The sequence below is a fragment of the Collinsella sp. AF23-2 genome (assembly GCF_003459245.1).
Classification (GTDB): Bacteria; Actinomycetota; Coriobacteriia; order Coriobacteriales; family Coriobacteriaceae; genus Collinsella.
Map to the genome: position 1 here is coordinate 20064 of NZ_QRVG01000010.1, position 26749 is coordinate 46812.

General features: G+C 59.9%; 28 protein-coding genes and 1 tRNA gene. 5 read left to right on the top strand and 24 right to left on the bottom strand.

The genetic code is table 11. The features are described 5' to 3' along the window. The first annotated feature begins 24 nt into the window (after positions 1-24). The gene (locus DWY03_RS05475; protein WP_117772920.1) at positions 25-1077 is read left to right on the top strand and encodes an aldose epimerase family protein; all 1053 of its coding nucleotides are present in this window, start codon (positions 25-27) and stop codon (positions 1075-1077) included. A 326-nt stretch (positions 1078-1403) separates the two neighbouring features. On the opposite strand, the gene DWY03_RS05480 is transcribed toward DWY03_RS05475, so the two are convergent. Further along, positions 1404-1886, bottom strand: coding sequence for a PTS sugar transporter subunit IIB (locus tag DWY03_RS05480; RefSeq protein ID WP_117840111.1), 483 nt, complete (start codon positions 1884-1886; stop codon positions 1404-1406). A 157-nt stretch (positions 1887-2043) separates the two neighbouring features. Here DWY03_RS05480 and DWY03_RS05485 point away from each other — a divergent pair. Next, positions 2044-2119: transfer RNA gene (locus DWY03_RS05485), tRNA-Thr, on the top strand. Positions 2120-2332: 213 nt separating this feature from the next. Here the strand turns inward: DWY03_RS05485 and DWY03_RS05490 are convergent. From DWY03_RS05490 to DWY03_RS05505, 3 genes are all read right to left on the bottom strand, one after another. Continuing rightward, the gene (locus tag DWY03_RS05490; protein ID WP_117840112.1) at positions 2333-2806 is read right to left on the bottom strand and encodes a YhcH/YjgK/YiaL family protein; all 474 of its coding nucleotides are present in this window, start codon (positions 2804-2806) and stop codon (positions 2333-2335) included. A gap of 197 nt (positions 2807-3003) precedes the next feature. Beyond that, positions 3004-3939 carry a hexose kinase gene (locus DWY03_RS05500; RefSeq protein WP_117648435.1) on the bottom strand — a complete coding sequence of 312 codons (936 nt, stop codon included), beginning with the start codon at positions 3937-3939 and terminating at the stop codon, positions 3004-3006. 59 nt (positions 3940-3998) lie between these two features. Next, the gene (locus tag DWY03_RS05505) at positions 3999-4880 is read right to left on the bottom strand and encodes an aldose 1-epimerase family protein (protein WP_117840113.1); all 882 of its coding nucleotides are present in this window, start codon (positions 4878-4880) and stop codon (positions 3999-4001) included. Between the two features lie 155 nt (positions 4881-5035). On the opposite strand from DWY03_RS05505, the gene DWY03_RS05510 reads away from it, so the two are divergent. Further along, the gene (locus DWY03_RS05510; RefSeq protein ID WP_231500766.1) at positions 5036-5620 is read left to right on the top strand and encodes a flavodoxin domain-containing protein; all 585 of its coding nucleotides are present in this window, start codon (positions 5036-5038) and stop codon (positions 5618-5620) included. Between the two features lie 75 nt (positions 5621-5695). Here the strand turns inward: DWY03_RS05510 and nagA are convergent, their stop codons facing one another. The 8 genes from nagA to DWY03_RS05550 all read right to left on the bottom strand — a co-directional run bounded on the left by nagA (position 5696) and on the right by DWY03_RS05550 (position 12388). Beyond that, the gene (gene nagA, locus DWY03_RS05515) at positions 5696-6865 is read right to left on the bottom strand and encodes an N-acetylglucosamine-6-phosphate deacetylase (protein WP_117840115.1); all 1170 of its coding nucleotides are present in this window, start codon (positions 6863-6865) and stop codon (positions 5696-5698) included. Positions 6866-6983: 118 nt separating this feature from the next. Further along, complete coding sequence (locus DWY03_RS05520; protein WP_117840116.1) at positions 6984-8150, bottom strand: SIS domain-containing protein; 1167 nt, start codon at positions 8148-8150, stop codon at positions 6984-6986. A 114-nt stretch (positions 8151-8264) separates the two neighbouring features. Beyond that, complete coding sequence (locus DWY03_RS05525; protein ID WP_089572401.1) at positions 8265-8996, bottom strand: GntR family transcriptional regulator; 732 nt, start codon at positions 8994-8996, stop codon at positions 8265-8267. Between the two features lie 185 nt (positions 8997-9181). Next, entirely contained in the window at positions 9182-10264 is a 1083-nt protein-coding gene (locus DWY03_RS05530; RefSeq protein WP_022094609.1) for a PTS system mannose/fructose/sorbose family transporter subunit IID, read from the bottom strand. Beyond that, positions 10254-11054, bottom strand: a complete 801-nt coding sequence (locus tag DWY03_RS05535) for a PTS sugar transporter subunit IIC (protein WP_035137676.1) — start codon at positions 11052-11054, stop codon at positions 10254-10256. Before DWY03_RS05535 ends, DWY03_RS05530 begins: the two co-directional genes overlap by 11 nt. A 90-nt stretch (positions 11055-11144) precedes the next feature. Continuing rightward, positions 11145-11627 (bottom strand): PTS N-acetylgalactosamine transporter subunit IIB, encoded by a 483-nt coding sequence (gene agaV / locus DWY03_RS05540; RefSeq protein WP_117716286.1) that lies wholly within the window; start codon positions 11625-11627, stop codon positions 11145-11147. Positions 11628-11663: 36 nt separating this feature from the next. After that, entirely contained in the window at positions 11664-11945 is a 282-nt protein-coding gene (gene yajC, locus DWY03_RS05545) for a preprotein translocase subunit YajC (protein ID WP_117564749.1), read from the bottom strand. Further along, positions 11945-12388: a PTS fructose transporter subunit IIA gene (locus DWY03_RS05550; RefSeq protein ID WP_117564748.1), complete on the bottom strand. Its 444-nt coding sequence runs from the start codon at positions 12386-12388 to the stop codon at positions 11945-11947. Before DWY03_RS05550 ends, yajC begins: the two co-directional genes overlap by 1 nt. A gap of 701 nt (positions 12389-13089) precedes the next feature. Here DWY03_RS05550 and DWY03_RS05555 point away from each other — a divergent pair. Together DWY03_RS05555 and DWY03_RS05560 are read left to right on the top strand one after the other, a co-directional pair. Next, positions 13090-13728, top strand: a complete 639-nt coding sequence (locus tag DWY03_RS05555; protein ID WP_117583568.1) for a DUF2975 domain-containing protein — start codon at positions 13090-13092, stop codon at positions 13726-13728. A 9-nt stretch (positions 13729-13737) separates the two neighbouring features. After that, a complete protein-coding gene (locus DWY03_RS05560; RefSeq protein WP_117564746.1) occupies positions 13738-13974 on the top strand; it encodes a helix-turn-helix transcriptional regulator in 237 nt (78 codons plus the stop codon). Between the two features lie 113 nt (positions 13975-14087). Here DWY03_RS05560 and DWY03_RS05565 read toward each other — a convergent pair whose 3' ends face one another. From DWY03_RS05565 to tmk, 12 genes are all read right to left on the bottom strand, one after another. Beyond that, on the bottom strand, positions 14088-15176 hold the full coding sequence (locus DWY03_RS05565; protein ID WP_117840117.1) for a hypothetical protein: 1089 nt from the start codon (positions 15174-15176) through the stop codon (positions 14088-14090). A 126-nt stretch (positions 15177-15302) separates the two neighbouring features. Then, positions 15303-16388 carry an isocitrate/isopropylmalate dehydrogenase family protein gene (locus DWY03_RS05570; RefSeq protein WP_117840118.1) on the bottom strand — a complete coding sequence of 362 codons (1086 nt, stop codon included), beginning with the start codon at positions 16386-16388 and terminating at the stop codon, positions 15303-15305. A gap of 6 nt (positions 16389-16394) precedes the next feature. After that, entirely contained in the window at positions 16395-17093 is a 699-nt protein-coding gene (locus tag DWY03_RS05575; protein WP_117840119.1) for a HEAT repeat domain-containing protein, read from the bottom strand. A gap of 15 nt (positions 17094-17108) precedes the next feature. Further along, the gene (locus DWY03_RS05580) at positions 17109-17537 is read right to left on the bottom strand and encodes a hypothetical protein (RefSeq protein WP_117716283.1); all 429 of its coding nucleotides are present in this window, start codon (positions 17535-17537) and stop codon (positions 17109-17111) included. Between the two features lie 5 nt (positions 17538-17542). Next, positions 17543-18622 (bottom strand): NAD(P)-dependent oxidoreductase, encoded by a 1080-nt coding sequence (locus DWY03_RS05585; RefSeq protein WP_117840120.1) that lies wholly within the window; start codon positions 18620-18622, stop codon positions 17543-17545. 98 nt (positions 18623-18720) lie between these two features. Beyond that, positions 18721-19674 carry a DegV family protein gene (locus tag DWY03_RS05590; RefSeq protein ID WP_117840121.1) on the bottom strand — a complete coding sequence of 318 codons (954 nt, stop codon included), beginning with the start codon at positions 19672-19674 and terminating at the stop codon, positions 18721-18723. 79 nt (positions 19675-19753) lie between these two features. After that, positions 19754-20338, bottom strand: coding sequence for a ribosome hibernation-promoting factor, HPF/YfiA family (gene hpf, locus DWY03_RS05595; RefSeq protein WP_055285508.1), 585 nt, complete (start codon positions 20336-20338; stop codon positions 19754-19756). Positions 20339-20655: 317 nt separating this feature from the next. Next, complete coding sequence (locus tag DWY03_RS05600) at positions 20656-21663, bottom strand: ABC transporter substrate-binding protein (RefSeq protein WP_158558629.1); 1008 nt, start codon at positions 21661-21663, stop codon at positions 20656-20658. 465 nt (positions 21664-22128) lie between these two features. Further along, complete coding sequence (locus DWY03_RS05605; protein WP_231500765.1) at positions 22129-22935, bottom strand: ComF family protein; 807 nt, start codon at positions 22933-22935, stop codon at positions 22129-22131. A 102-nt stretch (positions 22936-23037) separates the two neighbouring features. Continuing rightward, complete coding sequence (locus DWY03_RS05610; protein ID WP_117840123.1) at positions 23038-24738, bottom strand: regulatory iron-sulfur-containing complex subunit RicT; 1701 nt, start codon at positions 24736-24738, stop codon at positions 23038-23040. Further along, positions 24729-25856 (bottom strand): ATP-binding protein, encoded by a 1128-nt coding sequence (locus tag DWY03_RS05615; protein ID WP_117840124.1) that lies wholly within the window; start codon positions 25854-25856, stop codon positions 24729-24731. The genes DWY03_RS05610 and DWY03_RS05615 overlap by 10 nt, the downstream gene beginning before the upstream one ends. Position 25857: 1 nt before the next feature. Then, a complete protein-coding gene (gene tmk / locus DWY03_RS05620; protein WP_117840125.1) occupies positions 25858-26541 on the bottom strand; it encodes a dTMP kinase in 684 nt (227 codons plus the stop codon). Positions 26542-26749: the final 208 nt, after the last annotated feature.

Here is a 26749-nt window from a genome sequence, read left to right on the forward strand (position 1 = left end):
AAATACCTCGATGTTAGGAACCAAATGATCACTTCCGAGCTTTTCGGCACCGCGCCGTGCGGTACCCCCGTTCATCGTTACACCCTCAACGGGCCCGAGATCTGCGTTCGCATTATGGACTATGGCGCCACCGTGCTGGGTATCGATGTGCCCGACATTCCCGGCAACGTGCGCGATGTGGTGCTGGGCTTCGATAAGCTCGAGGATTACTTTGACAACCCCGCCTGCTTTGGCGCGACCATCGGCCCCGTGGCAAACCGCACCGCGGGCGCCACGATCACCATCGACGGCACGGACTGGCATATGCCGGCCAACGAAGGCGTCAACAACCTGCACAGCGATCTTGAGCATGGTCTGCACAAGCGCGTATGGGACGTTGAGCTCGACGAGACTCACAACGCCGTGCGCATGACCACCTCGCTTAAGGATGGCGAGCTGGGCCTGCCCGGCAACCGAATCTTTACGGCTGTGTTTACCGTTACGCGCACCGGAGTCTTCCGCATCGAGTATGGTTGCGAGAGCGACCGCGCCACCTACGTGTCCATGACCAACCACACGTACTTTAACCTTGCCGGCCATAACGCCGGCATGGACTGTGAGCACTTCTTTATCGCCAACGCTGCCCACTACTTGCCCATTAACGAGCAGAACATCCCCACCGGCGAAATCGCTCCGGTCGAGGGAACACCGTTTGACTTTCGCGAGCTGCGCCCCGTCGCACCCGGCATGGAGGCCGACGACCCGCAGATTAAGCAGGCCCGTGGCTACGATCACTGCCTGTGCATCGATGGCTATCAGTACGGCCGCAACCTGCGTCGCGCCCTACATGTCGAGGAGATGTGGACCGGTCGTGAGCTGGACTACTACACCACCGCCCCGGGCGTGCAACTCTACACCGGCAACTGGCTGGGCGACGAGCACGCCAAGGACGATGCCAACTATGGCTGGGGCGCCGGCTTTGCCCTCGAGGCCGAGATGTACCCCGACACGCCGCACCAGCCGCTGTTCCCGCAGGGCATTGTGGGTCCGGGTCACCCCTACAGCAATATGATCGAATACCACTTTATGAGGCACTAGGCCCACAACGCGACATCTCGCACAGCAACGCCCGCCGGCACCACCGCCGACGGGCGCTGCTTCATGCCTAAATCCTTCTTTTCGATGCCACCGAATTGGTGACATAACAAAACTATGCCGAATTACTACGATGAACCCACTATGTCCGACCACGCGCTGGTTTATAAAAAATTAGCAACTCGTCTACCTGCGGTTTTATTCTCTGCAAATTTGGCATGCTCGGCGATAAGCAATTCATCGTAGTAAACCGGCATAGTTTTGGCGGACAGCGCCACACAGATCCCCTACGAAGGCAAAATGATCCGTTTTCCTCCGTCCCCAAGGGATCAGTTGAACAGATTGCCAATGGGGTCGGGGGCGGAACTGGGGAGATAACGGATTTCTAGCTCTATGCCGAGCTTTTGCAACTCTTTGAAGGCGGCGATGTCCATATCGTCTACGGCAATGGCAGGCGTTGCAGAGCGCTTGCCCTCCCTCGCCCGCATATGGCCGATGCTGATCTTGGTTATTGGCACACCGCCCTTAACCAGCGCGAGTGCATCCGTGGGCGACGCCACCATGATGAGAATCCATTGGCGCGGCGTTGCGGTATAAATGATGTCGATGGTCCTTTGCACCGAGAAAAACCGCGTCCAAACGCCTTCTGGCGCCGCCACCCTCATGGGTGCCCATTGGCACGAATCCGCCGCGATCTCATCGTTGACGATTAAGACAAGGTTGGAACCCACGGCCTCGTTCCACAGCTCAACGTCTTGCCCGTAAATGAAACGGTCGTCGATGCGTGCGAGAAGAATCTTGGGTTGAGTCATCGCTGCCCCATTCTGTTTGAGACCCGTAAGAGCAAGACATCGCGTCTCCAATATTAGTGCATTTAAAGTGAGAAAAGCCGTCAGAACACTTGCGCGGATTTGCGATGTCCCGTATCATAGACAGCCGTTGACGCCTCAGTTGCGCCATCACATGGCCGCCAGCGTAGCTCAGTTGGTAGAGCACCGCTCTCGTAAAGCGGGGGTCACCGGTTCGAGCCCGGTCGCTGGCTCCATTGCACAAGACAGCCGCCTTAGGGCGGCTTTTTTGTTGCCGATTTCGGGCGCACATCCGCCAATCCAAGCACAACGCCGTCGACAACTCCCCTACTCAACAAAAAGCCCCGCCAACCGCGGCCTCCCAAACGGGGAACCGCGATTAACGGAGCTCAAGCGCGCTCCTCAAGGGAGATCACGCCATCAGACGAACAGCTCAGCCGAGCAGCCCGTTACTCCTGCCAGTAGGCGTCGGCAAGCAGCTTAAAGCAAATCTTCTTGACCGGCTGTGCGCCATCGCCCGGGAACTCGAGCGTGGGCATGTGGGGCTCGCCGGCAACGAACAGCGCGAATTTGTCGTCGGCAAGATCGCCGGCGATCGAGGCGTCGGAATCGACCAGATCATAGTCGTCCTTCTCGTCAAACTCCTGGACCAGTGTCAGGCTGCCCGTAGCGACCTTGAAGGCCTCGCGACCCTCGACGTCGATCTGCAGGTCGTGATAGCGCTGATGCGTCTCATAGTGAGCCTCAGCCTCGGGACGCGTCGTGGGAGACATGACGTTCGCAAAGACCTTCTCACCCAAAATCGGATGGCTGCCGACCTCGAGCTGTGCCGGGTCGTTCTCCTCGAGCCAGTCGATCAGCACGTCGAGGCCCTTGAGCATTCCGCGGTATTCCTCGATATCGCCCAATGCACCGTAAATCATCTAAATCCCCTCTCGGATCGTTTATTTGGCAGCTACTCGGTAAATGCATTACCGACGCTGTTGCCACCCACATACGTCTCGACCAGGGTAAGGTCGGGATTGAACACGACAAACTCGGCGTCGCGCCCCAGCATAATGCTACCGCACTTGTCGTCGACATGAGCTAGCAAGCAATGCCGGGGCCGACGCCCAGGCTTTTACAGCTCGGTCACGACAACGCCGTTGTAGACCTCGTCCCAACGGTCCATGACCAGATGGCCGGTCATGGGATCCATGGCATTGAGCTTGCCGCAGGTGTTGGCGGTACGCAGCACCGTCTCGTCATCCGCGCCAGCAGCAATCGCATGCGCGAAGCCGGCAATGGTCGAATCGCCAGAGCCCGTAGCGTTAACGGCGGGGATATCGGGGGTCTTGGCGCGGAATGCACGGCCATTATGGAAGCCCACGGAGCCGGCAGCGCCCATGGACACGACGACCCAGGGGATATCGGAGAAGCGGGCATCAGAGGCGAGCGCGGCGCGGAGCTCGTCCACATCGTCGGTGGTAAAGCTCGTGCCCAGAAGGCCGTTAATCTCGGTCAGGTTAGGCTTGACCAGCTCGGGCTTAATTTCGGACTTAAGGGCGGCCTCGAGCGAAGCACCCGAGGTATCGAGCAGCACCTTGGCGCCGGCGTTCTCGGCAATACCCGTGATCTTGGCGTAGTAGCCCGCCTCGACACCACGGGGCAGCGAACCCGAGATGGTAACGACAGCGGCCTTGCTCGCAAGCTCGGCGAACTTGGCGGTAAAGGCATCGAGCTCCTCGGGGGCAATCGTCGGGCCGCTCTCGAGTAGCTCGGTCTGGTTGCCGGCGTGGAGGATGTTAAGGCAAATGCGAGTCTCGCCCTTGATGGGTACAAAATCATTCTTAATGCCGTTGGCATCCATGAGCTCGGCCATGTAGGCGCCCATGTGGCCGCCGAGTAGACCGGTTGCCACAACGTCGTCGCCCAGCTGACCCAGTACACGGGCCACGTTGAGACCCTTGCCGCCGGCGGTCTTTTCGGGCGTCACACGGTTAACGTCGTCGATAATGAGCTCATCGAGCTGATAGCGTGTATCGACGGACGGGTTCATCGTAACGGTGAGGATCATTTTTAGCTCCTTATCTCGCAGGCTCCTTGTGCCTCGCGATACGAGTCGACAAAACGGAATTACAGAATCTCAATCGTGAACGAGCGAACGACGGTCTCCTTGGGCTTGGCGACAAGGCAGCCACGCTTATGCTCAAGCACGTCGTCCTCATCGGAGCAGGTCGAAAGGCCGCCCCAAGGCTCAACTGCCACAAAATCACCCTCGGGCTTGCTCCACACAATGAGATATGGGAAGCCCTCAAAGCTCAGGCGAACGCCCTTGTCCTCGCCCTTTTTGGAAAGCGTGACCTGGCGGCTCTCGAGCACGTCAAAGATGGTCTCCGCAAAATCGAAGAGCTCGTGCGACAGGGGCAGCGTCTTTCCCACCATGGGGTTCTTGGAGCGCTTGTCCACGTCAATCAAGCCAGTCGAAGGGACAGCGGTACAAAGCTCCGCAGCCTCGTCTTTCTCAAAACGCAACTCGTAGTCCGTATAGGCCTCACCCTCGTCGAGCGGACACCTAAAGCCGGGATGACCGCCGATAAAGAACGGCATGTCCTCGGTACCCTCGTTGGTGACCTCATAGGCGACACGCACGGTGGCGTCCTCAAGCGTATAACGAGCAACAAGCTTAAACGGGTAGGGATAATCGCTCAGCAGCGCGGCGTTATCCTCGGATGCCAGGCACATAGCCAGCTCGTTTGCGCTTTGGCTCAACAGCTTCCACTCCTGCTTGCGCGCAAACCCGTGGCGGGCAAGCTTCACATGATGCCCGGCGAACGTCATGGCACTGCCATCGCGCAGACCTCCACAAATCGGGAAGCAGACCGGCGCCTGACCGGACCACACCGCGGGATCACCCTGCCACAGATACTCGCGACCGTCAGCCTCAATCGAGGTAAACGAGCCACCGGCCGTGGAAACCTTAATAGATATCGAATCGTTGGAAAGAGCGTATTCCATTACCCATCCTTTCGGACGACTGCTTTTTCACGTAAGCGCCCGCCTCAACCCTAGCCAGAGATCAAACACGTGCGCTCGTCGATGCGTCCGGTATCCCGACCATACAACGGGGTACCATAGAAACATTGACGTCATTACAGCTGAAAGGCCTTCTTATGCGAACCATCATCCTGTACGCCTCACGCCACCACGGCAATACCAAAAAGCTCGTGGACGCCATCGTCGAGGCGCACCCCGAAATCGATACCCTCGACGTGAAGTCACTCGGTAAAAACGAGTACCCCGACCTGCACGAATACCATCTGATCGGCGTCGCCACGGGCATTTATTACTCCGAGATCGACAAAGATATGGCGCGCGTGCTCACTAACGTGCTGCAGCCGCAGGACAAGGTATTTGGCCTTATGACCTACGGTGGCAAAAACAAGTGGTACGGCAAGGATATCGATGGCATCTGCCGCATGAGGCAGGCCATCTTTATGGGTGTCTACGGCTGCCCCGGCTTTGATACGTGGGGCCCGTTCAAACTCGCCGGCGGTGTCCAAAAGGGACACCCGACCGCTGAAGAAATTAAGGGCGCCGTCGACTTCTTCGACAAGATCGAAGACGAGTATGGCGACATCATCGTCGAAGAGTACGCCAAGCGCGAGAAGCGCCTAGCATACGAAAAGGAGCATCCTGCAGGAGGCCTTGTGACCGGCATTAAGCGCACGGCAAAGAAGATCGCTAACAAGCTGTAACTGTTAAGGTGCTTTTGAGCGTTTAACCCATACGGCGGGTCCGAGCAGATTCGGGCCCGCCGTCTTTTTCTATCGTTACTCGGTAAAGGCGTTGCCGACGCTCTGGCCGCCAACATACGTCTCGACGAGGGTGAGCTCGTGGTCGAACACGACAAAGTCGGCGTCGCGACCCGGCATGATGCTGCCGCACTTATCCTCGATGTGCGCGGAGCGTGCCGGCACCTCGGTTGCCATGCGAATGGCGATATCGGCGCTGGCGATGCCCCAGTCGACGATGTTCTTGACGCCCTGGGCAAGCGTGAGCACCGAGCCGGCAATGCTCTTGCCGTCGGCGAGCCAGCACAGGTTGTCCTTCATGATGACGTCCATGCCACCACTGGTATAGCTGCCCTCGGGCATGCCGCCGCAACCCAGGCAGTCGGTGATGAGTACCGTATGCTGCCAGCCCTTTGCCTGCAGCAGCGCCTTGATGGCGGCAGGGTTCACGTGCTTGCCGTCACAGATGATCTCGGCGTAGGTCTCGGGCGTGGACATGGCAGCGCCCACGACACCGGGCTCACGGTGATGCAGTCCGCGCTGGCCGTTATAGGTATGCGTAAAGCAGCTGGCACCGGCGTTGATGGCGGCGATGCACTCATCGTAGGTGGCGTCGGAGTGACCGATACTGGTCACCACACCCTTGGCGTTCAAAGCAGCCGCATAAGCAGCGGCGCCATCGCGCTCGGCCGCCATGGCGCTCTTAACGATGCGACCGCCCGCAGCCTCCTGCCACTGATCGAAGACCTCCTCGGAGGGATCGATAAGATAAGCGGGGTTCTGCGCGCCCACGTGCTTCATGGTAAAGAAGGGGCCCTCCAGGTAGATGCCCTGGATACGGGCACCGCAGAAGTCAGGGCCGCGGCCCTCGTCCGCCTGAGCGATGGCGGTGCAGGCATCCTTGATCTGCTCGACGCCATCAGTGAACGTCGTGGGCAACCAGCTGGTGGTACCGCGACGAGCGAGCTCGGTCGAGCTGATATCGATACCCTCGGGATCGTTATCGGTAGTCGAGTGGTTATAGAAGCCGTGGATGTGGGTGTCGACCATACCCGGTGCGATCCACGACCCCGTGTAGTCCTTGATCTCGCAAGAGGGCTCGTCGGCCTGCCAGGCGCCAAAGACGCCATCCTCGACCATGAGATAACCGCCCAGCTGCGGGCCCGCCGGCAAGAAGAACTTGTCAGCCTTAATTGCGTACGTGCTCATATGCACTCCTTGCTTCTAAAGCAGTTGACTGTGGTGATGCTTATACCCGATCCAATCGAAAACAAAAAGCGCCCGCCCGCCGTTATGAGCGGACGGGCGCCCTTACAGGGGGACGCGATTAAGCGGTGAAGGGGTGAATCGTCACGCCCTTGACCACGCGGTTGACCGTGCCGGTGGGGCTCGGCGTATCGGGCGTGTTGCCCACGCGCACGGAGTTGAGCAGGCTGATTGCCTGGGCAAACATCACGAACGGCAGAGCAAGGTAACCCTCGGGGAGTGCCTCATAGCCCTTAAAGGTGAAGGACTCACCCTCGTAGACAGTAGCGCCATCCTGCTGAACGGCAACGGTGCGCTGAGCAATATCGTCGCCACCGATCTCGTTGAGGATGTCGATGTCGTACTGACGGGTGTAGGCGTCGTTGTTGACGAATACGAAGACGAGCGTCTTATCGTCGACGAAGGACTTAGGTCCGTGACGATAGCCCATGGAGGTGTCGTAGGAAGTGGCAACCAGGCCATGAGCAAGCTCGAGGATCTTGAGCTGGCTCTCCTGAGCAAGGCCGCCAAAGGAGCCGGAGCCAAGGTAGGTCACGCGGTTGAAGTCGCCAGCGAGGTAGTCGGCAACCTCAGACTCGCGAGCGATGACCTCCTCGCCCATCTTGGCGATGGTCTCGACCCACTCGGCCTTCTGCTCGTCGGAAGCCTCGTCAAAGATGAGAGTAGAGAGCAGGGTCATGCAGGTGTAGGAGCCGGTCATGGCGAAGCCCTTGTCGTTGGCGCGCGGGATGAGCAGCGTCAGCGCATTGGGATCATCGGCGGACTCGACGGCGAGCTTGCCCTCGGGCGCGCAGGTGATGTTGAGGAACTTGACGTTGTGGACGAGCTCCTTGGCAACGGCAACGGCGGCAAGGCTCTCGGGGCTGTTGCCAGAGCGGGCAAAGGAAACCACGAGCGTGGGATCCTCAGCGCGCAGGAAGTCGCGCGGGGCGCTCACGATGTCGGTCGTGGCGATGGGCTTAAAGTCGTAGAGATCAGTGTTGCCGGCGTGACGCAGATACGGGGCGCAGGTATCGCCAACATAGTCGGACGTACCGGCACCGGTGAAGACAACGGACAGACGGCCCTCGCCCATAGCGCGAGCCTCGGCCAGAAAGGCCTCGATGGCCTCCTTGTTCTCGCGATAGATGTTGAGCGTATCACGCCAAAGCTCGGGCTGCTGAGCAATCTCGGCCGTGGTGATCTGGGCGCCGAGCTCGGTGAGCTCCTCGACACTCTTCTCGAACATTTCTAATACCTCTCTCTAGAAGTAATCCTCTGACGTGCAATTATACACTTCGGTTGGTTATCTGGTAGTAACCAGTTAAATGCAAAGAATCACCATATGGAAACGATGCGGACACTAGTTGCTACGCTGGTGGTAAACCTTGTATTTAAACTGATCGGCACGAGCAACCGAGAGTGTATACTCCACAACCTCGTTTGACTCGTTATACGTAGTCCTGACCAAATCGAGCACAGGCGAGCCCTCGACAATTCCCAAAAGGTGGGCGTCGGTGGGACGGGCTATGCTCGCATAGAACTCCTCTTCGGCCACGCGTATCTTTTGCTGAAAGTCTTGCTCAATCACATCGTAAAGCGGCTTGCGCTCCAGCAGCGGTCGCTTTAGGGACAGAAATTGACGAACCGGTAGATAGCTGCGTTCGACCATCATGGGCATGTTGTCGGCAGAACGAAGGCGCTTGAGCTTAAAAATGCGATCACCGATACGTAATCCCATATGCTCGGCCAGATTCTTATCGGCCTCCATCTCGCAAAAATCGAGAATCGTGGTCTCGGGGTCGCGACCCATCGCGCGCATCTGCTCGGTAAAGCTGTAGGACTGCATAAGATTGGTTGCCTTTGCCGAACGGTCGGTCACAAAGGTACCGCGACCGTGCTGCCGAACCACCAGTCCTAAACGCTCCAGTTCCTGCAGAGCCAGGCGTACCGTAGTGCGCGAGAGACCATAGCGCTCCGAAAGTTCGCGCTCGGAAGGAATCATGTCACCGGCGCGATATTCATGGTCAATCTTTTCGGTCAGAATATCGACCAGCTGATCGTACAGCGGTTGCTTACGCGCTCCGATCGCCATCCTATCCTCCCTTTTGCTCGAATTCGGCTAACTACCTAGGGTGTTAAGCATTATCAGTCCGCAACACCCGAATCATCAAGAAAACAAAAGCCGCGCGCTCTTTCGAGCACGCGGCTTTTAACATACACATGGCTTAAGGGGTCGGGGTGTGAGCCGCGTAGGGACACACCCCTCAAGCTAGAGCCTTACCAGATGCTCGGCCAGAGACCAAGCGGGCCAGCGCCCAGGATGCCCAGGACGAAGAGCAGCAGAATGCCCTTGGTCGGGGTCCAGCTGTGCTTAGCGAACATGTAGTAAAGCAGCAGCGTAAGCATAAGCGGGACGAGCTTCGGGACGATGGTGTTGAGGGTGTCGGCAACGGAGAAGTTGACCGGATCCTCGGTGACGGTGCCGTAGGTAACGGACTCCATGCCGTTGCCCAGATCGGTGACGCCGCACTCGACAGCGTTGCCGTCGGCATCGGAAGCGGTGAGGGCGTTGCCGTCCTCATCGGTCATGGCGATGGTACCGGCCTCAGCGGTCTCGGTATCGATGCCCTCCATACCGGTGAAGTTCTCGGCCTCCTTCTCGGAGACGATCACGGTAGTAGCGGAGAGGCCACGGGTGGTGCCGTTGGGGATCTGGAGGTTGATCTGGGTGCCACCCATGGTGACGACCAGGCAACCGACGACGAAGACGCCCATGATGGAAGCGGCACGCGTGAAGGCCTGCATGTTGGCAGTCAGAGCGTCAATAGCGCTGGTGCCAAGCTTGTAGGACCAGTTCATGAGCCAGAAGCGCAGAGCGAACTGGACGACGTTGAAGATCACCAGGAAGATGATCGGCGCAGCGGCGTTGCCGTTGATGGCCATGTTGGAGGTGATGCCGGCCGTGATAGGCACGAGCGTCAGCCAGAACAGGGCGTCACCGATACCACCGAGCGGGCCCATTGCGGCGACGCGGACGGCGCGGATCGTGGGGATGTCAACCTTGTTCTGCTCGAGCGAAAGCACGATACCCATAACAAAGGTGACGAGGAACGGGTGGGTGTTGAAGAACTCCAGGTTGTGGCTCATGGAAGCCGCGAGGTCGTTCTTGTTGGTGTGGATCTTCTCCAGACCGGGGATGATGGAGTAGAGCCAGCCAGCGGCCTGCATACGCTCGTAGTTGAACGAGGCCTGCAGGAAGCAGGAGCGCCAAGCCATCTTGTTGAGGGTCTTCTGGTCGAGCTGCGGAGCAGGAGTGAGATCCTCGTAGTGCTCCGGGATCACATACTCATTAGATGCCATCTTCGAAGTCACCTCCGTCAGAAACAGCTGCACCCTTCAGCTCGGTCTGCTGCTGGAAGTCCCAGAAGGCGATGCCGAAGCCGATGAGAGCGAGGATGAGCAGAGCAGGGGTTGCCAGAGAATCGTTGGCAACGGTGATGAGCGCGAGGCCAAAGCCCATGAGGAAGAAGCCCCACATATCGCGGTTCATCATAACCTTGAGCAGGACGGCGAAGCCGACGAAGCGCATCATGCCGCCTGCAGCGGAGAGACCGGTCTGCAGCCAAGTCGGGATGGCGGAAGCGATGGTCTGACCGATGGTAGCGCCAGCGATGAAGAACAGGGTGACGACGACAGCGAAGATCAGGCCGAGCAGAGCCATGGCGAAGTAGTTCAGACGCTCGATACCCTTGGTGTCGGCGTTGTGAGCCATGTTGTCCGCGGAGGACATGAGCGGCGACATAAGCGTGAAGACCAGGGTAACGCCGAGCTGACCAAGCAGAGCGAACGGAATGGCAAGGCCGACTGCCGCGTTGGGCTCGAGGCCCGTAGCGATAGCGAGAATGGCTGCCATGATGCCGCCGATGACGGCGTTAGGCGGCTGAGCACCTCCGATCGGCATGTTGCCGATCGTCATGAGCTGATAAGTACCACCCACGAGAAGACCGGTGTTGAGGTCGCCAAGGATAAGACCAATGACGGCGCCGGTGACGATGGGCTGATAGAGAGACTCGAGGAAGTTAAACTGGTCGATTGCCGCGACGAACGTGACGATGAAGACCAGAGCGACCTGGAAGATCGTGTATTCCATCTTGCTCCTCCTTTCAAAATGTATGTACGCACTTTGGATTTCACGTACAGAATGTCAGGGTTTCACTCCTGACAACGTGGATCACGAAGACTACGAGAAGAGCTTGCTCGTGTCCTCAACAGGCGTGCTCGGAACGCGCCTGATCTCCAACTCCACCCCCAATTCCTGCAGCTCTTTAAACGCAGCGACATCCTCGTCGTTAACTGCGACGGAGGTGGCGACTTGGCGCTTTCCTTCCGACATGTGCATGTTGCCGATGTTTACCTTCTTTATAGGCACACCGCCCTTGACGAGCGTAAGCACGTCTTCCGGTGTTTCGGCCACGATGAAGATCTTCTGGCGCGGGCTCGCCTTGCCAATGACGTCGATGGTCTTCTGCAGAGAGAAGAAACGCGTAGCGACGCCGGCGGGAGCGGCCATCTTCATGAGGTTCTGGCGCATGGTGTTGGTCGCCACGTCGTCGTTGGCGACGAGGATGAGGTTGGAGCCCAGGGTGGAGTTCCACTGGGTGGCAACCTGACCATGAACCAGTCGGTTATCGATGCGGGTAAGAAGAATGTTGGGTTCTGCCATGTTGATCAGCTTCCTTTCGTTATTTGCTGACGACAGTTACTTGATCTCCTGAATCGCGTAACGCGAAACATCTACGACGGCACCGGATCGGACTTTGATCTGGACCTTTTCGCCTTCGATGCCCTTGACGGTTCCGTAGATACCGCCGGCGAAAAGAACCTCCTGACCCGGCTTGAGCTCGGTGTGCAGCTCCTTGAAGTACTTCTGCTTCTTCTTCATGTTGATTTGCGACCAGATGGTGTAAATCAAGCCCATGACGACAAGCAGGCCTAAAAGAGCGACCGAGGAGCTCAGGACGCTGGCTCCGAAATCGGCCATTAGATGCCGTCCTCGTCACCGAAGATATCCTCTTCCTCGGCACCAGCGACGGAGGCAACCGTCTGGGCGGTGATGCCCGTCTGGCCAACGGTCACGGCCTGCTCGCCAAGCTCGGCGAGCGTAGCGTTGCCGCGGAGGAACAGAAGCTCAATAACCATGGGAAGGTTCGTGCCAGTCAGAATCTCGACGTTGTCGACATCCTGGGCAATCATCATTGCCTGGTTGAACGGGGTACCACCAAGCAGGTCGGTAAAGACGAGCACGCCATCGCACTCCTCGCGCATGGCGGTGATAGCGGCGCGGAGATCCTCACCGTAGGAAGCAGCCTGGTCGCCCTCGAAAGGAACGACGGTAAAAGCGGGCTGATCACCGGCGACCATAGCGATAGCGCTTGCGAGGCCGGGTGCGAACTGTCCATGACCGGTAAGAATAAAGCCAACCATTCAAATTTCCCTTCCGAAGGTGTGTACGATCTGAGTCCGATGTTTTCGGAAGCCAGCGGGCGGACGCCCTTAAAGCTTCTTGGAAAGCGTTCTTTGAAGACCAGTGGTCTCTCAACTGGTAGTAACCACGTGACGTGTTGTTGTCACTATATCATCACAGAAGAGGTCGCTTTCGCTGATTCACGCAATAAAACGTTTTTGCACCGCTCACGGCGATAAATCGACCGTTTACCGCTCGTTAACACTTCTACCTGCGGTTTTGAAACCGTTTCGAAATACTTTGACGAAAGATCGGAACCTTTTCTGTGTCTAAACAACGCAGGGTGGCCAAAAAAGGCATGTAGAAAAAATGCAGGTCATTGTGAAGATTTGTGAATTGGTCTTTTTGACTTAATACCAGTTAGAACCAGTTTAGAAATTATCGGTGAACGGTAGTTTTCGACCGCTCAGCGGTTATTTCCAATCGTTTGCAGCTCCTTTTCCATATGAATTAGGGAGACCCGATGAAGCACTTGCGTGGTTGCGGGAAATTTCGATACTCGTCCATCCCCCACGTGCCAAACTCTCACTCCCTAAATATGCCATAAGCTCTCGCTATTCGTCTTACAAACATAACTTACTCTAATCTGTAATTGTTTATCGTTTATCATTAAGTATGTTATAAGATTTAAATATCATCCTAGACATTGGTTGGAGGAGCTATGATCCGCTGGAACGTATCCAAATCGAATGAACCCATCAACCGCGAACAGGCAATAGCCGATCTGAGGAAGCTCGCTCACATCTGCAAATGGGCCACAATCTGCACCGCCGTAGCGCTCGCTCTGGGACTCCTCGCAGTCATTGCAATCGAGCTTCTACTCATATTGCCTAGCCTCTCCCAAGGGTTCTGCCTCCAATCCGTAGAGCTTAATGCCGGCGAAGGGCCATCTCTCGCTCTCGTCGGCGCCAATGAACAGACCCCTCTTATGCTTGTCGCGCACGACGGTCATACTGCCATAGGGAGCGCCATGATGACATGCCTTGCGCTTGCCATTGTGCTAAGCGCATACAGGTTTTTCTCCACCATTGAAAAGGCAGGCAGGCCCTTTGACCTCGAATGCATCCGCATACTACGTCAAGTAGGACATTTGTTCCTTATTGGCGGCGTTGCTGTGAAGCTTCTTGGTGCCATAGTCACGGGGCTGATACTCTCAGGATTTGGCGGCAACTTTACGGATGCGCTTGGCGGCCAGCATCTCGACCTCTCTATGCTCTTTGCAGGCCTGATTATTAGCCTGATTGCCAGCGTCTTCCAGTACGGGTGTATCCTGCAAATACAAGATGACGAGTTGCTCTAGGGGGAATCCATGATTATTCTGCGGCTCGACCGCATGCTTGCCGAACGCAAGATCTCATCCAAAGAGCTTGCGGAACGCGTGGGTATCTCCCAGGTCAATATGTCGCGTATCAAGACGGGCAAGGTTTCTGCCGTGCGCTTTTCAACTCTTGACGCGATATGCCGGGCACTCGACTGCCAACCGGGCGATGTGCTGGAATATATGCCTGACGATGAAGCCGATAACCTCTTTGGACTTAAAGATTAATAGGCATAATGTAGCCACCAGCGCCCAAACGCAAATAGCCCGCTAGAACGGATATCGTTCTAGCGGGCTTATTCAGATAGTTCGGCTACGCGATCGATAAGCTCAGGCAAACCTTACGCGAACAGGCCGTAGATGCTGATGTTGGCCTTGGCGTACAGGCCGTTAGCGTACTCGGTCCACTTGGAGCTGGCGCTCGAAGCCTGCGAGGAGTACTGCTGGTAGGCGGTGTAATAGGCGGTCATGGCCTGCTTGTAGGTGGCACTATCGGCGGTAAAGGCATCGTCGGCGAAGGCCTTAGCGTAGGTGCTGTTCTCGTCCTTCCAGGTTCCCTTCGAGCTATCCCACTCGTCACCGGCAAGGTTGATGATGTAGTCGGCGTAATCCTTGCTCGCGGTCTCCTCGTTGCCGTCAGCAGGCTCAGTCGGAGCAGTCGGCATGCTTGCGGAGCCATCGCCCACCTTCTCCTTGTAGAGCTTCTGCAGCGTTGCGGACTGACGGACGATCTGCTTGGCCTGATCCTTGGACACGCCGTACTGTTTTGCCATGGTCTTGTAGTCGGAGGTGCCGATGGAATCCTCGGCGTACTTCTTCATCTCCTTAGAAGAGACGGTAATGCCCTCGTCCTCGGCAGCATCGAGCAGAATCTTGTTGCGCACGTAGGACAGGATGACATCGGCAGAAGGAGCGGTGTAGTTGCCATCGCTATCCTTGACGGTATCGAGGCTGTACTGGCTCTCGATGGCCTCGCGCGCGGTGATGTCGCTCTTCTTGCCGTTATAACTATAGCTTGCCACGGTCGAATCGAGCTGGTCCTCGGTGAGGATCGCCGAGCCGACGCCCTTGCCGCCAAAGCCGCCGTTGCCGATAAAAAAGCCGACCACAGCAGCGATCACGACAGCGACCACAAAGGCGGCAATCATCGTCTTCTTGTGCTTGGATGCATGGTCGTCCGCGTCGGCGTCAGTTTCGTCCTCATCCTGCTCCTCGGGCATGAGGTTCTCGTCGGCGGCGTCCGCGGCGATCTTTGCCTCCAGGCGAGCGTCCTCCTCCTCGGCGGTCGTGCCGGCGGCAATATGTTCGGCAGACGTACCGGCGACCAGGTCGATCTTCTCGTCCTCATCACCGTCGGGGCCTTCGCCGCGCTCGATGATCTGGATGCCGTCGATCTCGTCCTTCTCGTCCTTCTTTTGAATCAGACCCATATCAGTTACTCCTTGTTAGGAAACATAGTCCTCAATAGAATACGCCCGACGGAGCGCCGGGCGTATTGATTCTTAGGTTATACGCAAACACTTAAGTACTATTTAGGCGTTTGCAGCGTGCATGTCTTAGGCCAGGTGCGCGATAACGGCATCGGCAAAGGTCTGCGTGCCCACAGCGCCCTCAACGGAGCCGGTCTGGGCACGACGCACGTCACCGGTAACCTGCTCGCCCTCGTCGAGCGTGGCAGATACGGCGGCACGGATACGATTGGCCGCATCGTTCTCGCCCAGGTGATCAAGCATCATCGCAGCAGAGAGGATCTCGGCCGTGGGGTTGGCGATATCCTGGCCAGCGATATCGGGCGCAGAGCCGTGCGTTGCCTCAAAGATGGCGCAGTCGGCACCGATGTTGGAGCCGGGGGCCATCCCTAAGCCGCCCACCAGGCCGGCGCACAGGTCGCTCACGATGTCGCCGTACAGGTTGGGCAGCACCAGGACATCGAAGTCATTGGGGTTCTGGACCAGGCCCATGCAGGTGGCGTCGACGATCTTGTCGTTGAACTCGATATCGGGATAGTTAGCGGCCACCTCGCGCGCAACGCGCAGGAACAGGCCGTCAGTCGCCTTCATGATGTTGGCCTTGTGCACGGCCGTCACCTTTTTGCGGCCGCAGCGGCGGGCATACTCAAAGGCATACTCCACAATGCGGCGGCTCTTGGCGATGGAGATCGGCTTGATCGAGATCGCGGAATCGGCGGCGAAGGTCTTTTGGCCCGAACGCTCGACGAGCTGCGAGAGCTCCTCGACCTCGGCAGCGCCCTCATCGAACTCGATGCCGGCGTAGAGGTCCTCGGTGTTCTCGCGCACGATGACCAGGTCGACATCGCGGAAACGCGAGCCGTCACCCGGCTGCGACAGACAGGGGCGCACGCAGGCGTACAGGTCGAAATGCTTGCGCAGGGCCACGTTGACGCTGCGGAAACCCGTGCCAACCGGCGTGGTAATGGGGCCCTTGATGGCAACCTTGGTCTCGGCGACCGCATCGAGGACGTGCTGGGGCAGCGGCGTGCCAAACTCGTCCATGACGCCGGCACCGGCCTCCTGGACGTTCCAGTTGATCTGGACACCGGTGGCCTCGACCACGCGGCGCATGGCCTGCGTAATCTCGGGACCGATACCGTCACCGGGAATCAGGACTACATCGTGCGCCATAATCTGTTACTCCTCGTCTTCGGCGTCGTCAGATTTTTTAACGCTAGCACGCTTCTTCTTTTTGGAGAGATCCAGGCCAAAACGTTTAACAAGCATTTCGCAAATCTCGCTCGAACGGGCCTTGAGATAGCTGCCCTTACCGTTCTCGGCATCGAACTTAAGGCGCAGCGCAAGCTTCTCGGCAACCTCGGCGTCAATCTCGCCCTGGCAAAACTCGTACAGGCAACCGAGCATGTCGCGATACTCAAGGTCGCCGTGGTAGCACTGGATGGCCTCGTCCAGGATGGGCCAAGCCTCGCGCGAACGCTCGACGCCCGTGGCACCCCACACGCACAGCAGGCGGAAGGCGGCATAGCGCAGCGTGGAGGAGATCTCGTCGAACAGTGCAGTCTCGGCGCCCTCAAAGGCATCGCCCAGCTGCTCGGGGCAGGTGGTAGCGAGCGCCGTCAGGGCATCAAGGGCCTCCCAGCGGGTCTGCGCCTCGGGGCGGTTGAGTGCCTCGATCAACGCGGGCACGCAGGGCTCGACGCGCTGCGGATCGCGCTCGGCAAGCAGGTGCAGCACGCGGGCGGCAAACTGGCGGATGCGGCGCGTGGGGCAGCCGAGCTCCTGGACCAGGCGATCGACGGCGTTCTCGTTCTCCTCTGCCAGCTGGAGCTGTGCCAGCTCCTCGTCGGTGAGCTGTTCGTCTTTATTTTCTGCCATAGTTACCTCTTCTTACTATTTCTTAGCGTGCTTGCCAGCACCCTTGCTGTCATCGGTGACCGAGATGAGCTGTCGGTCGGCCGCGCCATTGCGACGTGCGCGGCGGCGTTCCTCGGCATCGCCCGCGTCGGCGGCGGCGCGGTGAGCCTTGTTGACGTTAAAGACCTCGTCGTGCTTGCGCCACGGGCCGACGGACTCGCCAAAGCTCATCTTAAGGCCGGCGATAAAGCCGCCGAGCCAACCGATCGGCGCAAACTGCACCAGCGGGAACAGCGAAAACACCCAGGTCAGTAGGACGACTGCCGCCGCTCCCGCAAAGTTGGCAATCCAGTAGTCGCGCTTGGTGATGACGCGCTTTTCGCACGCCCACTGGCCGCACAGAAAGCCGATGTAGATCGCAAAGAGAAAGAGCGCCAGCGCAAGCACCACGAACGTCCAGCTCATGGGCGCTACTCCCCGTGATGGTGGCCACAGCAGCACTCGTGGCCGTCGTCATGGCCGTGGCCGCCGCAGCACTCGTGGTCCTCGCCGTGGTGATGGCCACAACCGCACTCATGGTCCTCGCCGTGCTCGCCGCAACCGCAACCTTCCTCGTGAGCGCCATGCTCCTCGGGACGATACTGCGACCAGTCCAGACCGGCGGCGATGGCATCGGCCTCCTCCTTATAGAGGACCGTGATGGCCTGGGTGCCCAGCTTGGCGCCACCGATAGCGTCGAGCATGTCGTAGAGCGTAAAGGCCACGTCGGCGCCGGGCAGCGCGAGCTCGCGGTCATCGGCGTAGGCGAGCGCCAGACGCAGGTCCTTAATGAAGTGCTCGACCATAAAGCCGGGCTTGTAGTCGCCGTCGAGCGCCTTGGGCGCCAGGCTCTCCATGGCGCCGGACTTGCCGGTGCCGCCCAGGATCATCTGACGGGTCTTCTCCAGGTCAAGGCCGCTCAGCTCGGCAAATGCCATGGCGTCTGCCATGCCGACCATGCAGGCGCCCAGCGACACCTGATTGGCGAGCTTGGCGGCCTGGCCCTTGCCGGCACCGTCGAAGCAGCAGATGTTTGCCGCAAAGGTGGAAAGGATATCGCGGACCGGAGCAATGTCGTTCTCGGTGGCGCCCACGATAGCCGTGAGCGTGCCTGCGATAGCTCCCGACTCGCCGCCGGTGACGGGGCAGTCAAACGCCATGCGGCCGGAGACTTGAGCGGCCTCGGCAATGTCACGAGCGAGCTCGGGCGAGCTCGTGGTGAGGTCGATCAGCACCGCGCCGGGCTTGGTGCACGCGAGCAGGCCGTCGCCCGCCAGGTAGAGCTCCTCGACCTCGGAGGGATAGCCCACCATGGTAAAGACGACATCGGCGTTCGCCGCGGCATCGGCCGGCGTATCGGCCCAGACGGCGCCGCGCTCAACGAGCGCTGCGGCCTTGGACTTGGTGCGGTTGTTGACCGTGACGGGATAGCCGGCGTCCAGGATGTGGCCGGCGATGGGGGCACCCATGATTCCGGTGCCGATAAATGCGACGGAGAGCTTGTTTGCCATGAAACCTTTCCTTTTGGGTTGGATGTTGTTACCAGGTTAAATACTCGGTGCCAGCGTTTCGGCCGTGACTTGAGGGCGCTTGCAGCCGCAGCGCCTGTCTACTCGCCACGCACGCGGCGCGCGATGCGGTCGGAAAGCGAGGCTTTCTCGGCACGGTTCTTGCCCCAAAACGCGCAGGCCACCATGCCGGGGCCCACGTGCGAGCCAATGGTGGGACCCACGGAGCTGCGAACGATCGTGACGTCGGCGCAGCCCTCCTCCTTGCGGATGGCGGCTTCGAGCCAGTCGCCGTCCTTTTCGGCATCGGCCGTCATGATGGCGATGGGCATGGTGCGATCGGGCACGTAGTTCTCGCGGAACGACTTGAGGATGGACTTGAGCGCCTTCTTGCGGCCGCGGTTGACGCCGATCAGCGACAGCGAGCCGGCAAGGTCGTAGGAGAGCTCGGGCTTGACATCGAGCTTTGCCGTGAGCTGCGCCGCCGCGGGCGGAATGCGGCCGCCGGCAGCCAGTGCATCGAAGCTCTCGAGCGTAAAGTAGCCATGGACGTAGGTCTTTGCCTCGTTTGCCCAATCGACCAGTTGCTTGGCGGTCAGCCCCGCCGAACGCTGACGCACGGCCTCGAGCGCCAGGAGCGCGCCGGTCGCACAGGGTAGAGCGTTGTCGACCACGTAGAGCTCAAAGTTGGGATACTCGGCGCGCACGGCGTCCGCCGCCTGGCACGCGGAGTTGTAGCTCGACGACAGCGCCGAGGTAAAGCACAGGTAGACCGTTGGTGTGCCCTCTTTGGCGCACTCGGTAAAGAACTCGATATAGCGACCGAGCGACACAGCCGAGGTGGACACGCGGGCGCCGGCGCGCATGCGGTCGTAGAACTCCTTGGGGCTCATGCTCGACCAGATGTCGTCCGTGCGCTCCTCGCCATCGATAATGAAGGGGAAACCCAAGATATCGACATCGAGGTTCGCAGCGACCTCGGGGCTAAAGTCGCAGCAGGTATCGACGACGATGCGGCAACGGTCAGAATGGCCGGTAGATGCAGCCTTGTCCATCAAAGCGACTCCTTACGTAAAAAGGCGGCCACCCGCATGGGATGGCCGCCAGCCGTTAACTCATGCAAGTTAACGTATTTTACTCGTCAAGCGTTTCGATACGGGGCTTGATGATGCCATATCCACCATTCTTACGGTGATACACCACATTGATGAGGCCAGTCGTCGCGTTCTCGAACACGTAGAAGTCGTGACCGAGCAGATCGGTCTGCACCAGCGCCTGCTCCTCAGTCATCGGGGTGACATCGATGACCTTCTCGCGGACGAGCAGGTCGTCGTCCTCCTCGGGCAGCAGCAGGTCGGCCAGATCCTCGACACGCTCGACCGGTGCAACATCCGCTGCGCTGGCACCGCCCTGGCGGTTGTCCACAACCTTGGTCTTGAACTTGCGCAGCTGGCGGGTGACCTTATCGGCGGAGAGGTCGATGGCGGCGTACATATCTGCACCGTGCTCGGCAACGCGAATCACCGAACCGCGGGCGCGAACCGTAACCTCGACGATTGCCGGGTTGGGGTTCGAGGGGTTCTTCTCATAGCGAAGTACAACGTCGACCGTCATGGGCTCGATATCGAAAACCTTGAGCGCCTCGCCGATCTTCTCATCCACATGCGCACGCAGAGCATCGGTTACCGTCGTCTTGCGTCCAGAAACCTTGATATCCATACGTGGCTCCAATCTGCCTCGGGGACTTACTGTACTGGCTATGTACCCATTGCCGTGCATTTAATCACGCGGATTCCCAAAGACCCGAATAACGATTGCTTGATACCGCATACCGAAGTCTCGCACTTTTCTGTGGCAAAGTGCGCTATAGGAGGGAGCCGGCGACTTTGTATTTGGTCCCGAAAATTGGCTTTGACCTGCTGGTTTTATAGAGATGAAAAAGCCGGGCTCCCCTATTGGGGAAGCCCGGCAGTGCGTGTTGAAACCGTGAAGGGGCATCTCTCCTAGCGCATAGGAGACACCACCCCTAGCAATAACTAGCTATTAAGCTTGTTAATGTCGTCGTCGGTGATGGTGTCTTCCTGGCTGGACGATTTGTCTTCGGAGGATGCGGTCTCATTGTTGGAATCGGAGGACTCGCTGCCGGAGGATGTGGTCTCGCTGGACTCAGAGTCGCCCGGCTGCACGTTAGCGCCCGAAACCGTCTTAGTGGTGAGGTCGTAGGGCATCGTGCCGTACCAGACGCAGTGGACCGCCTCGAGCGTGCCGTCGGCCGTAATACCGTCGAGGGCATCGCTCACGGCACGACACAGTTCGTCATTGGACGAAAGGCCTGCAACACCAAGCGTCGAGGGCGCCTCGAGCGCACCGACATAGGAGATCTCGCTCATCAGTCGCGCAAGGTAACCGCCAGCCGTGGAGTCGCAGATCACATAGTCGACCTCGCCGGACTCGAGCGCCTCAAAGCACTCGTTGATGTTGGAGTAAGTCTTTTGGTTGGAGGTGATGCTCTGCTTAGCAAGCGCCTCCTGCGAGGCCGAGGACATCTGGATACCCAGAGTAGACGTGTTAAGGGTATCGGTGGAAACGCTCAGCGACCCACCATCGCTGGTTTTACCGAACACGGAAGCGGCATCGTACAGGCACGTGCCGAGCGAGCTAACGTCCCCATCCGTGGAGTTGATCTCGCCGATAAAGATATCAGCCTTTTTGTCACCGAGCGCGGAACCCGCCGAGGACGCATCGACAAAGGCGACCTTAAGGCCCATGCGGCTTGCGAGGGCGCGGGCAGCGTCGACTGCATACCCCGTGAGCTCGCCGTCAGCGCCCTGCATGGCCTGCGGCGCATCGGAGGTATCGAGGGCAACCGTCAGGGTACCGGGGGTGACCAGGGCATCATCCGACACCGCGGGCGTGACGGTCTCGTACTCGATCTGGTCGATCGTGGGAGTCGTGAACGTAGACAGCGGGTTGAACGCGCATCCGCTCAGGCCCAAAACGGCGATGACCGCTGCGGTCCCAGCACCTAACCGAGCCGCGTGCATCAAGCTGCCCCTCACCATGTCCACTACCCTGCCTTCTGTGTCGTATACGATCCGTGCGTTGCGCGGAATATCAGATTGTTCCCACCAGCTGACCTGGTATTTGACCCCACACTTGCGCACCGGGGTGTTTGCTCGGGAGGCCGCAGCCACCTTCACGACTGGCCCGCTCGCCCGCGAGGCGGTATTGCCCCAAAGAAAGTAGAACGGACGGTGCGGCTTACATCTAGGACGCGCCATGATCGCGCCGCGCGCACGCGGTCGCTTACGTGGATCCCTTTGACCGCGTCTGTCTTGGACTAGGACGGGCATTTCGTCCGTCCGCAACCACAGCCTGGTAGGAACGTAGCGCATTATAGCTAAGTTCAAGCTAAAGTTTAAGGTTAGGGGCGTCATTCGCATCGCGAGTACAGATTTCGCAGGTCAGGACGGGCCGCACGCGCCATCTTCACTGCCACAAAACCACCCCTACCAAACACGTGCGATAGCAAGGCCATCGACTGCCGCAGCGCCGGCACGCTTGAGCTCCGCCGAGGCTGCTGCCATGGTCGCGCCCGTGGTGATAACGTCATCGATAAGCAGTAAGCGGCGGCCGTGCACGTCCTCAACCGTCTCGTACATGCCTTGGGCACGCTCGCGACGCTCCTCACGACCGAGTTCGCGCTGGTCGCCATGCCCGTACTTGACGAGGGCATCGAGCAGGGGAACACCCGACAGCTCGCAAAATGGGCGCGCAATGGCCTCCATATGATCAAAGCCACGCCGCCGAAACGCTGCCGCCGTCGCAGGCACAAACACCACCGCATCCGCACCGGACAGCACACCTCCGTAGCGATCGGGCGCTACGACCTGGGCATGCAGGGCGGTGTCGTAGAGCAGCTCCGCCAGATACGGCGCCAGGCGTCGCTCGCCCGCGTCCTTGTACGCTTTAATGATGCGCGGCAGCGGATGCGCATAGACGGAGCACGCCAGGCAGCGGTCGAGCGCCTCCGCCATTGCCGAGGACGTGCCCTCGACCGAACACTCAGTGCACAGCAAATCCCCAAACGGGGCGCCGCATCGGGTACAGCTATGACGTGGGTCGATGAGCGTGAGCGCAGCCAGGCAGTCTTGGCAAATAAGCGTACCGGCGCGCTCGCAGCCGGCACATCGTGTTGGCGACAACGCCTCAAGCGCCTCGTGCGCCGCCTGCTCGGCAAACGATAGCGATTCGTCCGCAAACGGTAGGATGCCGGCACCTTGCAGACGGCTCAATATGTTCAGATGGCTCTTCAAGACACAACCCTCCCTACGTTCGGTCGCAGGGAGGGTTGTTGATTCAGCGCTATGATACCCCGATGCGCTCGGGGCAAGGCGAGCAAAATCCGCTCGCGGGCGTTATTCGCCGGCGGGCGGTTGTGGTGCAGACGAAGACGGGGTCGAGCCCTCGCCACCATCCTGGCGCGGCTTGCGGGAACGGCGACGGCGACGGCGCTTTTGGCCCTGGTCGGCCGAGCCCTCGCCACCGCGATCCTCGCGCGGCTCGCGCTCGTCGCGAGCGGCGCCACGCGAAGCCTTAGCAGCCGCTCCCCCGCCATCTCCGGGACGACGGCGCGTGACCTTGACCTCGCCATCCGAGACCTGATCGGCCACGGAGGGCACTGAAGGCTTCTGCTGCGCGCCCGAGGAATGGCGACGGCGCGGACGCGGCGCGCGCTCATCCTCGCCACGTGACTTGCCGCCCTTGTCGGCAGACGCATCGGAGGCCGAGGCGCCCTTGGAAGCGGCACCAGCCTCGCGAGCAGCTGCGGCGCGGAAGGCGTCCTCGCGCTCCTCGCTCGACAGATGACGGCGGCGGCGACGTGTGGGGTTCATGCCACCGCCGCGATTCTGCTGCTGGGGTTGCTGAACCTCGCGCTCGCGAGAGGCGTTCTTGCCCGCGGCTGCAGCCTCGGCAGCATCGCCCGAGCCTGCGCGCTTGCGACGACGACGGCCACCGGCGGCCTCCTCGGCCTCAGGCGTTGCGGCATTGCCACGGCCCTTTCCGCGGCCACGACCCTCGCCCTGCCCCTGACCGGCGCGAGCATCGGATTCAGCATCGCGACGACGGCGCTTGGGCATCGACGTACCGGCCAGACGGTCGGCGCTCGACAGGCCATCGCCCACGTCGACGCCGTTCTCGCGGTCGAGCTCCATAAGCGCCAGACGCATCTCGGGCGACTCGATGCGCTCGAGCACGTCGCGCGTCACGCAGTCGGGGCGGCAGTTGCAGCCCTGCTCGGCGGCCTTCTTTTTGCAGCCCTCCGAGCAGGTCATATCGGCCAGGTTGACCTTAAAGACCTTGCCGTTCTCCAGGCGCAGCACCAGCTGCTCACGCGGCGTGTCATATTCCTGAATACGCGCCTTGCCGAGCGGCGTATCGATGAGCGTCTTCTTTTTGGGCGCACGGCTCTTAAAGTCCTTGTACGCTTCGAACTCATAGCGCAGGCAGCACATCAGGCGGCCGCAAACGCCGCTGATCTTGGAGGAATTGAGCGGCAGGTCCTGCTCTTTTGCCATGCGGATCGAGACGGGCTCAAACTGTCCGCCAAAGCGCGTGCAACAGAGCTCCTGGCCGCACTGGGCATAGCCGCCCACCAGGCGAGTCTCGTCGCGCACGCCGATCTGGCGCATGTCGACGCGAATGTGCAGCGTCGAGGACAGATCCTTGACGAGCTGGCGAAAATCGACGCGCTCCTCGGCCGCAAAGTAGAACACGGCCTTCTCGCCGCCAAACAGGTACTCGACGCCCACCGGCTTCATCTCGAGGTCGAGTTCTTTGACCAGACGGCGGAAATCGACCATGGCCTCGTCGCCCTGGATGGCAAGATCGTCGGCAAGCTGCAGGTCGATGTCGCTCGCCACGCGCAGCACGGGCTTGAGCGGCTGACCGATCTCGTCTTGCGGCACCTCGAAGGGATCGGCCGTAACCAAGCCGATCTCGGTTCCGCGCTCGGTGGAGCAAATGGCATAATCGGCCTCGAGGATATCCAGGTCCTGCGGGTCAAACCACAGGTCGCGCGAGGCGTAGGTAAACTTAACGGGTACGACTAACGGCATTTCAGTGCCTTCCTGATATCGAACAGCATGACCTCGATGGCCAGCTGGGGAGTAACGTTTCTGGCGATGTTGCGCTCGGCGGTCGCGACTGCCTCGAGCGCCCGTGTGGCACCCGCAACATTGGTCGCGGCGGCAAGCCGCCCGATCGTGTCGCACGCGTCTTCGTTCACCACGTCGGCTGCCTCGTCCTGAAGCGTCAGCAGCACGTCGCGCATGAGCGTCCGCGCGCTCGCCAGCGCTTCCATGATACCCGAACGCTCGCGCGCGTTGAGTTCGCGCTTGTTGCGGTCCTCAAGCTGCTTCAATGCTCCACGCGACAGGTAATCGGCGTTTTGCTCGAGCACCTTTTCCTGCGTGGACTTGACCTCGGCGAGCGGCGCCTTAACGGCGACGATGAGTGACTTGGCGCGGCTGAGCACGTCGGCCTCGTCGGCGGCGATAAGCGAATCGATGGCGCGAACCATCTGACGGCGGGCGTCCTGGCGCTCGGCGCTCTTGAGGAACTCGATGCCACGCGTGGGGCTTCCCGCTACGGCGACGGCCATGCGGCAACGCGCAGGGTCCTGACCGGTGGCGCGGCTCACGGCCTGCGCGGCGACGGCGGGCGACACCAGCCGAAACGGCACGCACTGGCAGCGGCTCACGATGGTGGGCAACATCACGTCTGCCGAGGTGCCCAGCAAGATAAACATAACGCCCTCGGGCGGCTCCTCGAGTGTTTTGAGCAGTGCGTTGGCGGTGTTGGCGCGCAGCTGCTCGGCACGGTCAATGATGTAGACCTTGGCCTTGGCACGGATGGGCGCCAGAGGCACGTCATCGAGCAGCTCGCGGGTCTGGGCGATGAGGTAGCCCGTGGCGCTCTCGGGCGTGTAATAGTGCACGTCGGGGTGCGTATGGCGGGCGACGCGCACGCAGCTATCGCATGAGCCGCAGCCATCCTGCTCGCACAGGAAGGCTTGGGCGAGCGCCCACGCGGCGTCGAGCTTGCCCGCGCCGGGCGCGCCCAAAAACAGGTAGGCGTGCGATGCGCGACCGCTGGCGACGGCATTGGTCAAAAAGTCGCGCACGCGCTCTTGGGTGTCGAGCTTGGCCAGCAGGCTTGCCTGAGCGGGGGCCATGTTACTCGGCCTCCTGGGCAAGCGCGGCGGTGACGGCGTCTTGCGGAATGTCGAGACCGTATGCGCGAATCTGCTCGACCGTCTTCTCGAAGACTTCCTCGACGGTCGCAGTGGCGTCGATGAGTTTTACGCGGTTTGGTTCCTCGGCGGCAATGGCGCAAAATCCCTGGTAGACACGCTCTTGGAAGGCCATGCCTTTTGCCTCCATGCGATCTGCCGCGCCACGGGCTGCCATGCGTAGCGCCGCCTGCTCGGGCGTGATGTGGTAGACGAGCGTGAGCGCCGGATGCGTACCGGCGACAGCCAGGTTGTTGGCATCGCGTACCATCTGACGGTCGAGGCCATCGGCAAACGCCTGGTAGCAGGTCGTGGAATCGTAGAAGCGATCGCACAGGACCACCTTGCCGGCAGCGAGGGCGGGCGCGATGACCTCGTGCACCAGCTGGGCACGGGCGGCCTCATACAGCAGCAGCTCGCAAGTGTCGCCCATCGCCGTATTGGCGGGGTCGAGCAGCAGAGCACGGATCTTTTCGCTGATGGCGGTACCGCCCGGCTCGCGCAGGCTCACAACCTGGTAGCCAGCGAGTTCGAGCGCGCGGGCAAGCAGGCGCGCCTGCGTGGACTTGCCGGCGCCATCGACGCCCTCGAGCGTGATAAAGCTATGTTGAGCGGGCTCAAAAGCCATGGGCGCAGCCCCTTCCTACAAGGCGCGTAAATGCAGATATATATCAACCAAGCCATGATACCCCAGTGCTCGGTGCGTCCCCAATGGCTAAAGGCGCCTTTCCAAAGTTGCGGTGAAATAGGGACTGATTGAAGCTCTGAGACCGCCAAACAGTCCCTATTTCACCGCAACTTATGATGGGGAATTTTGGATGCTGGGTATAATCGTC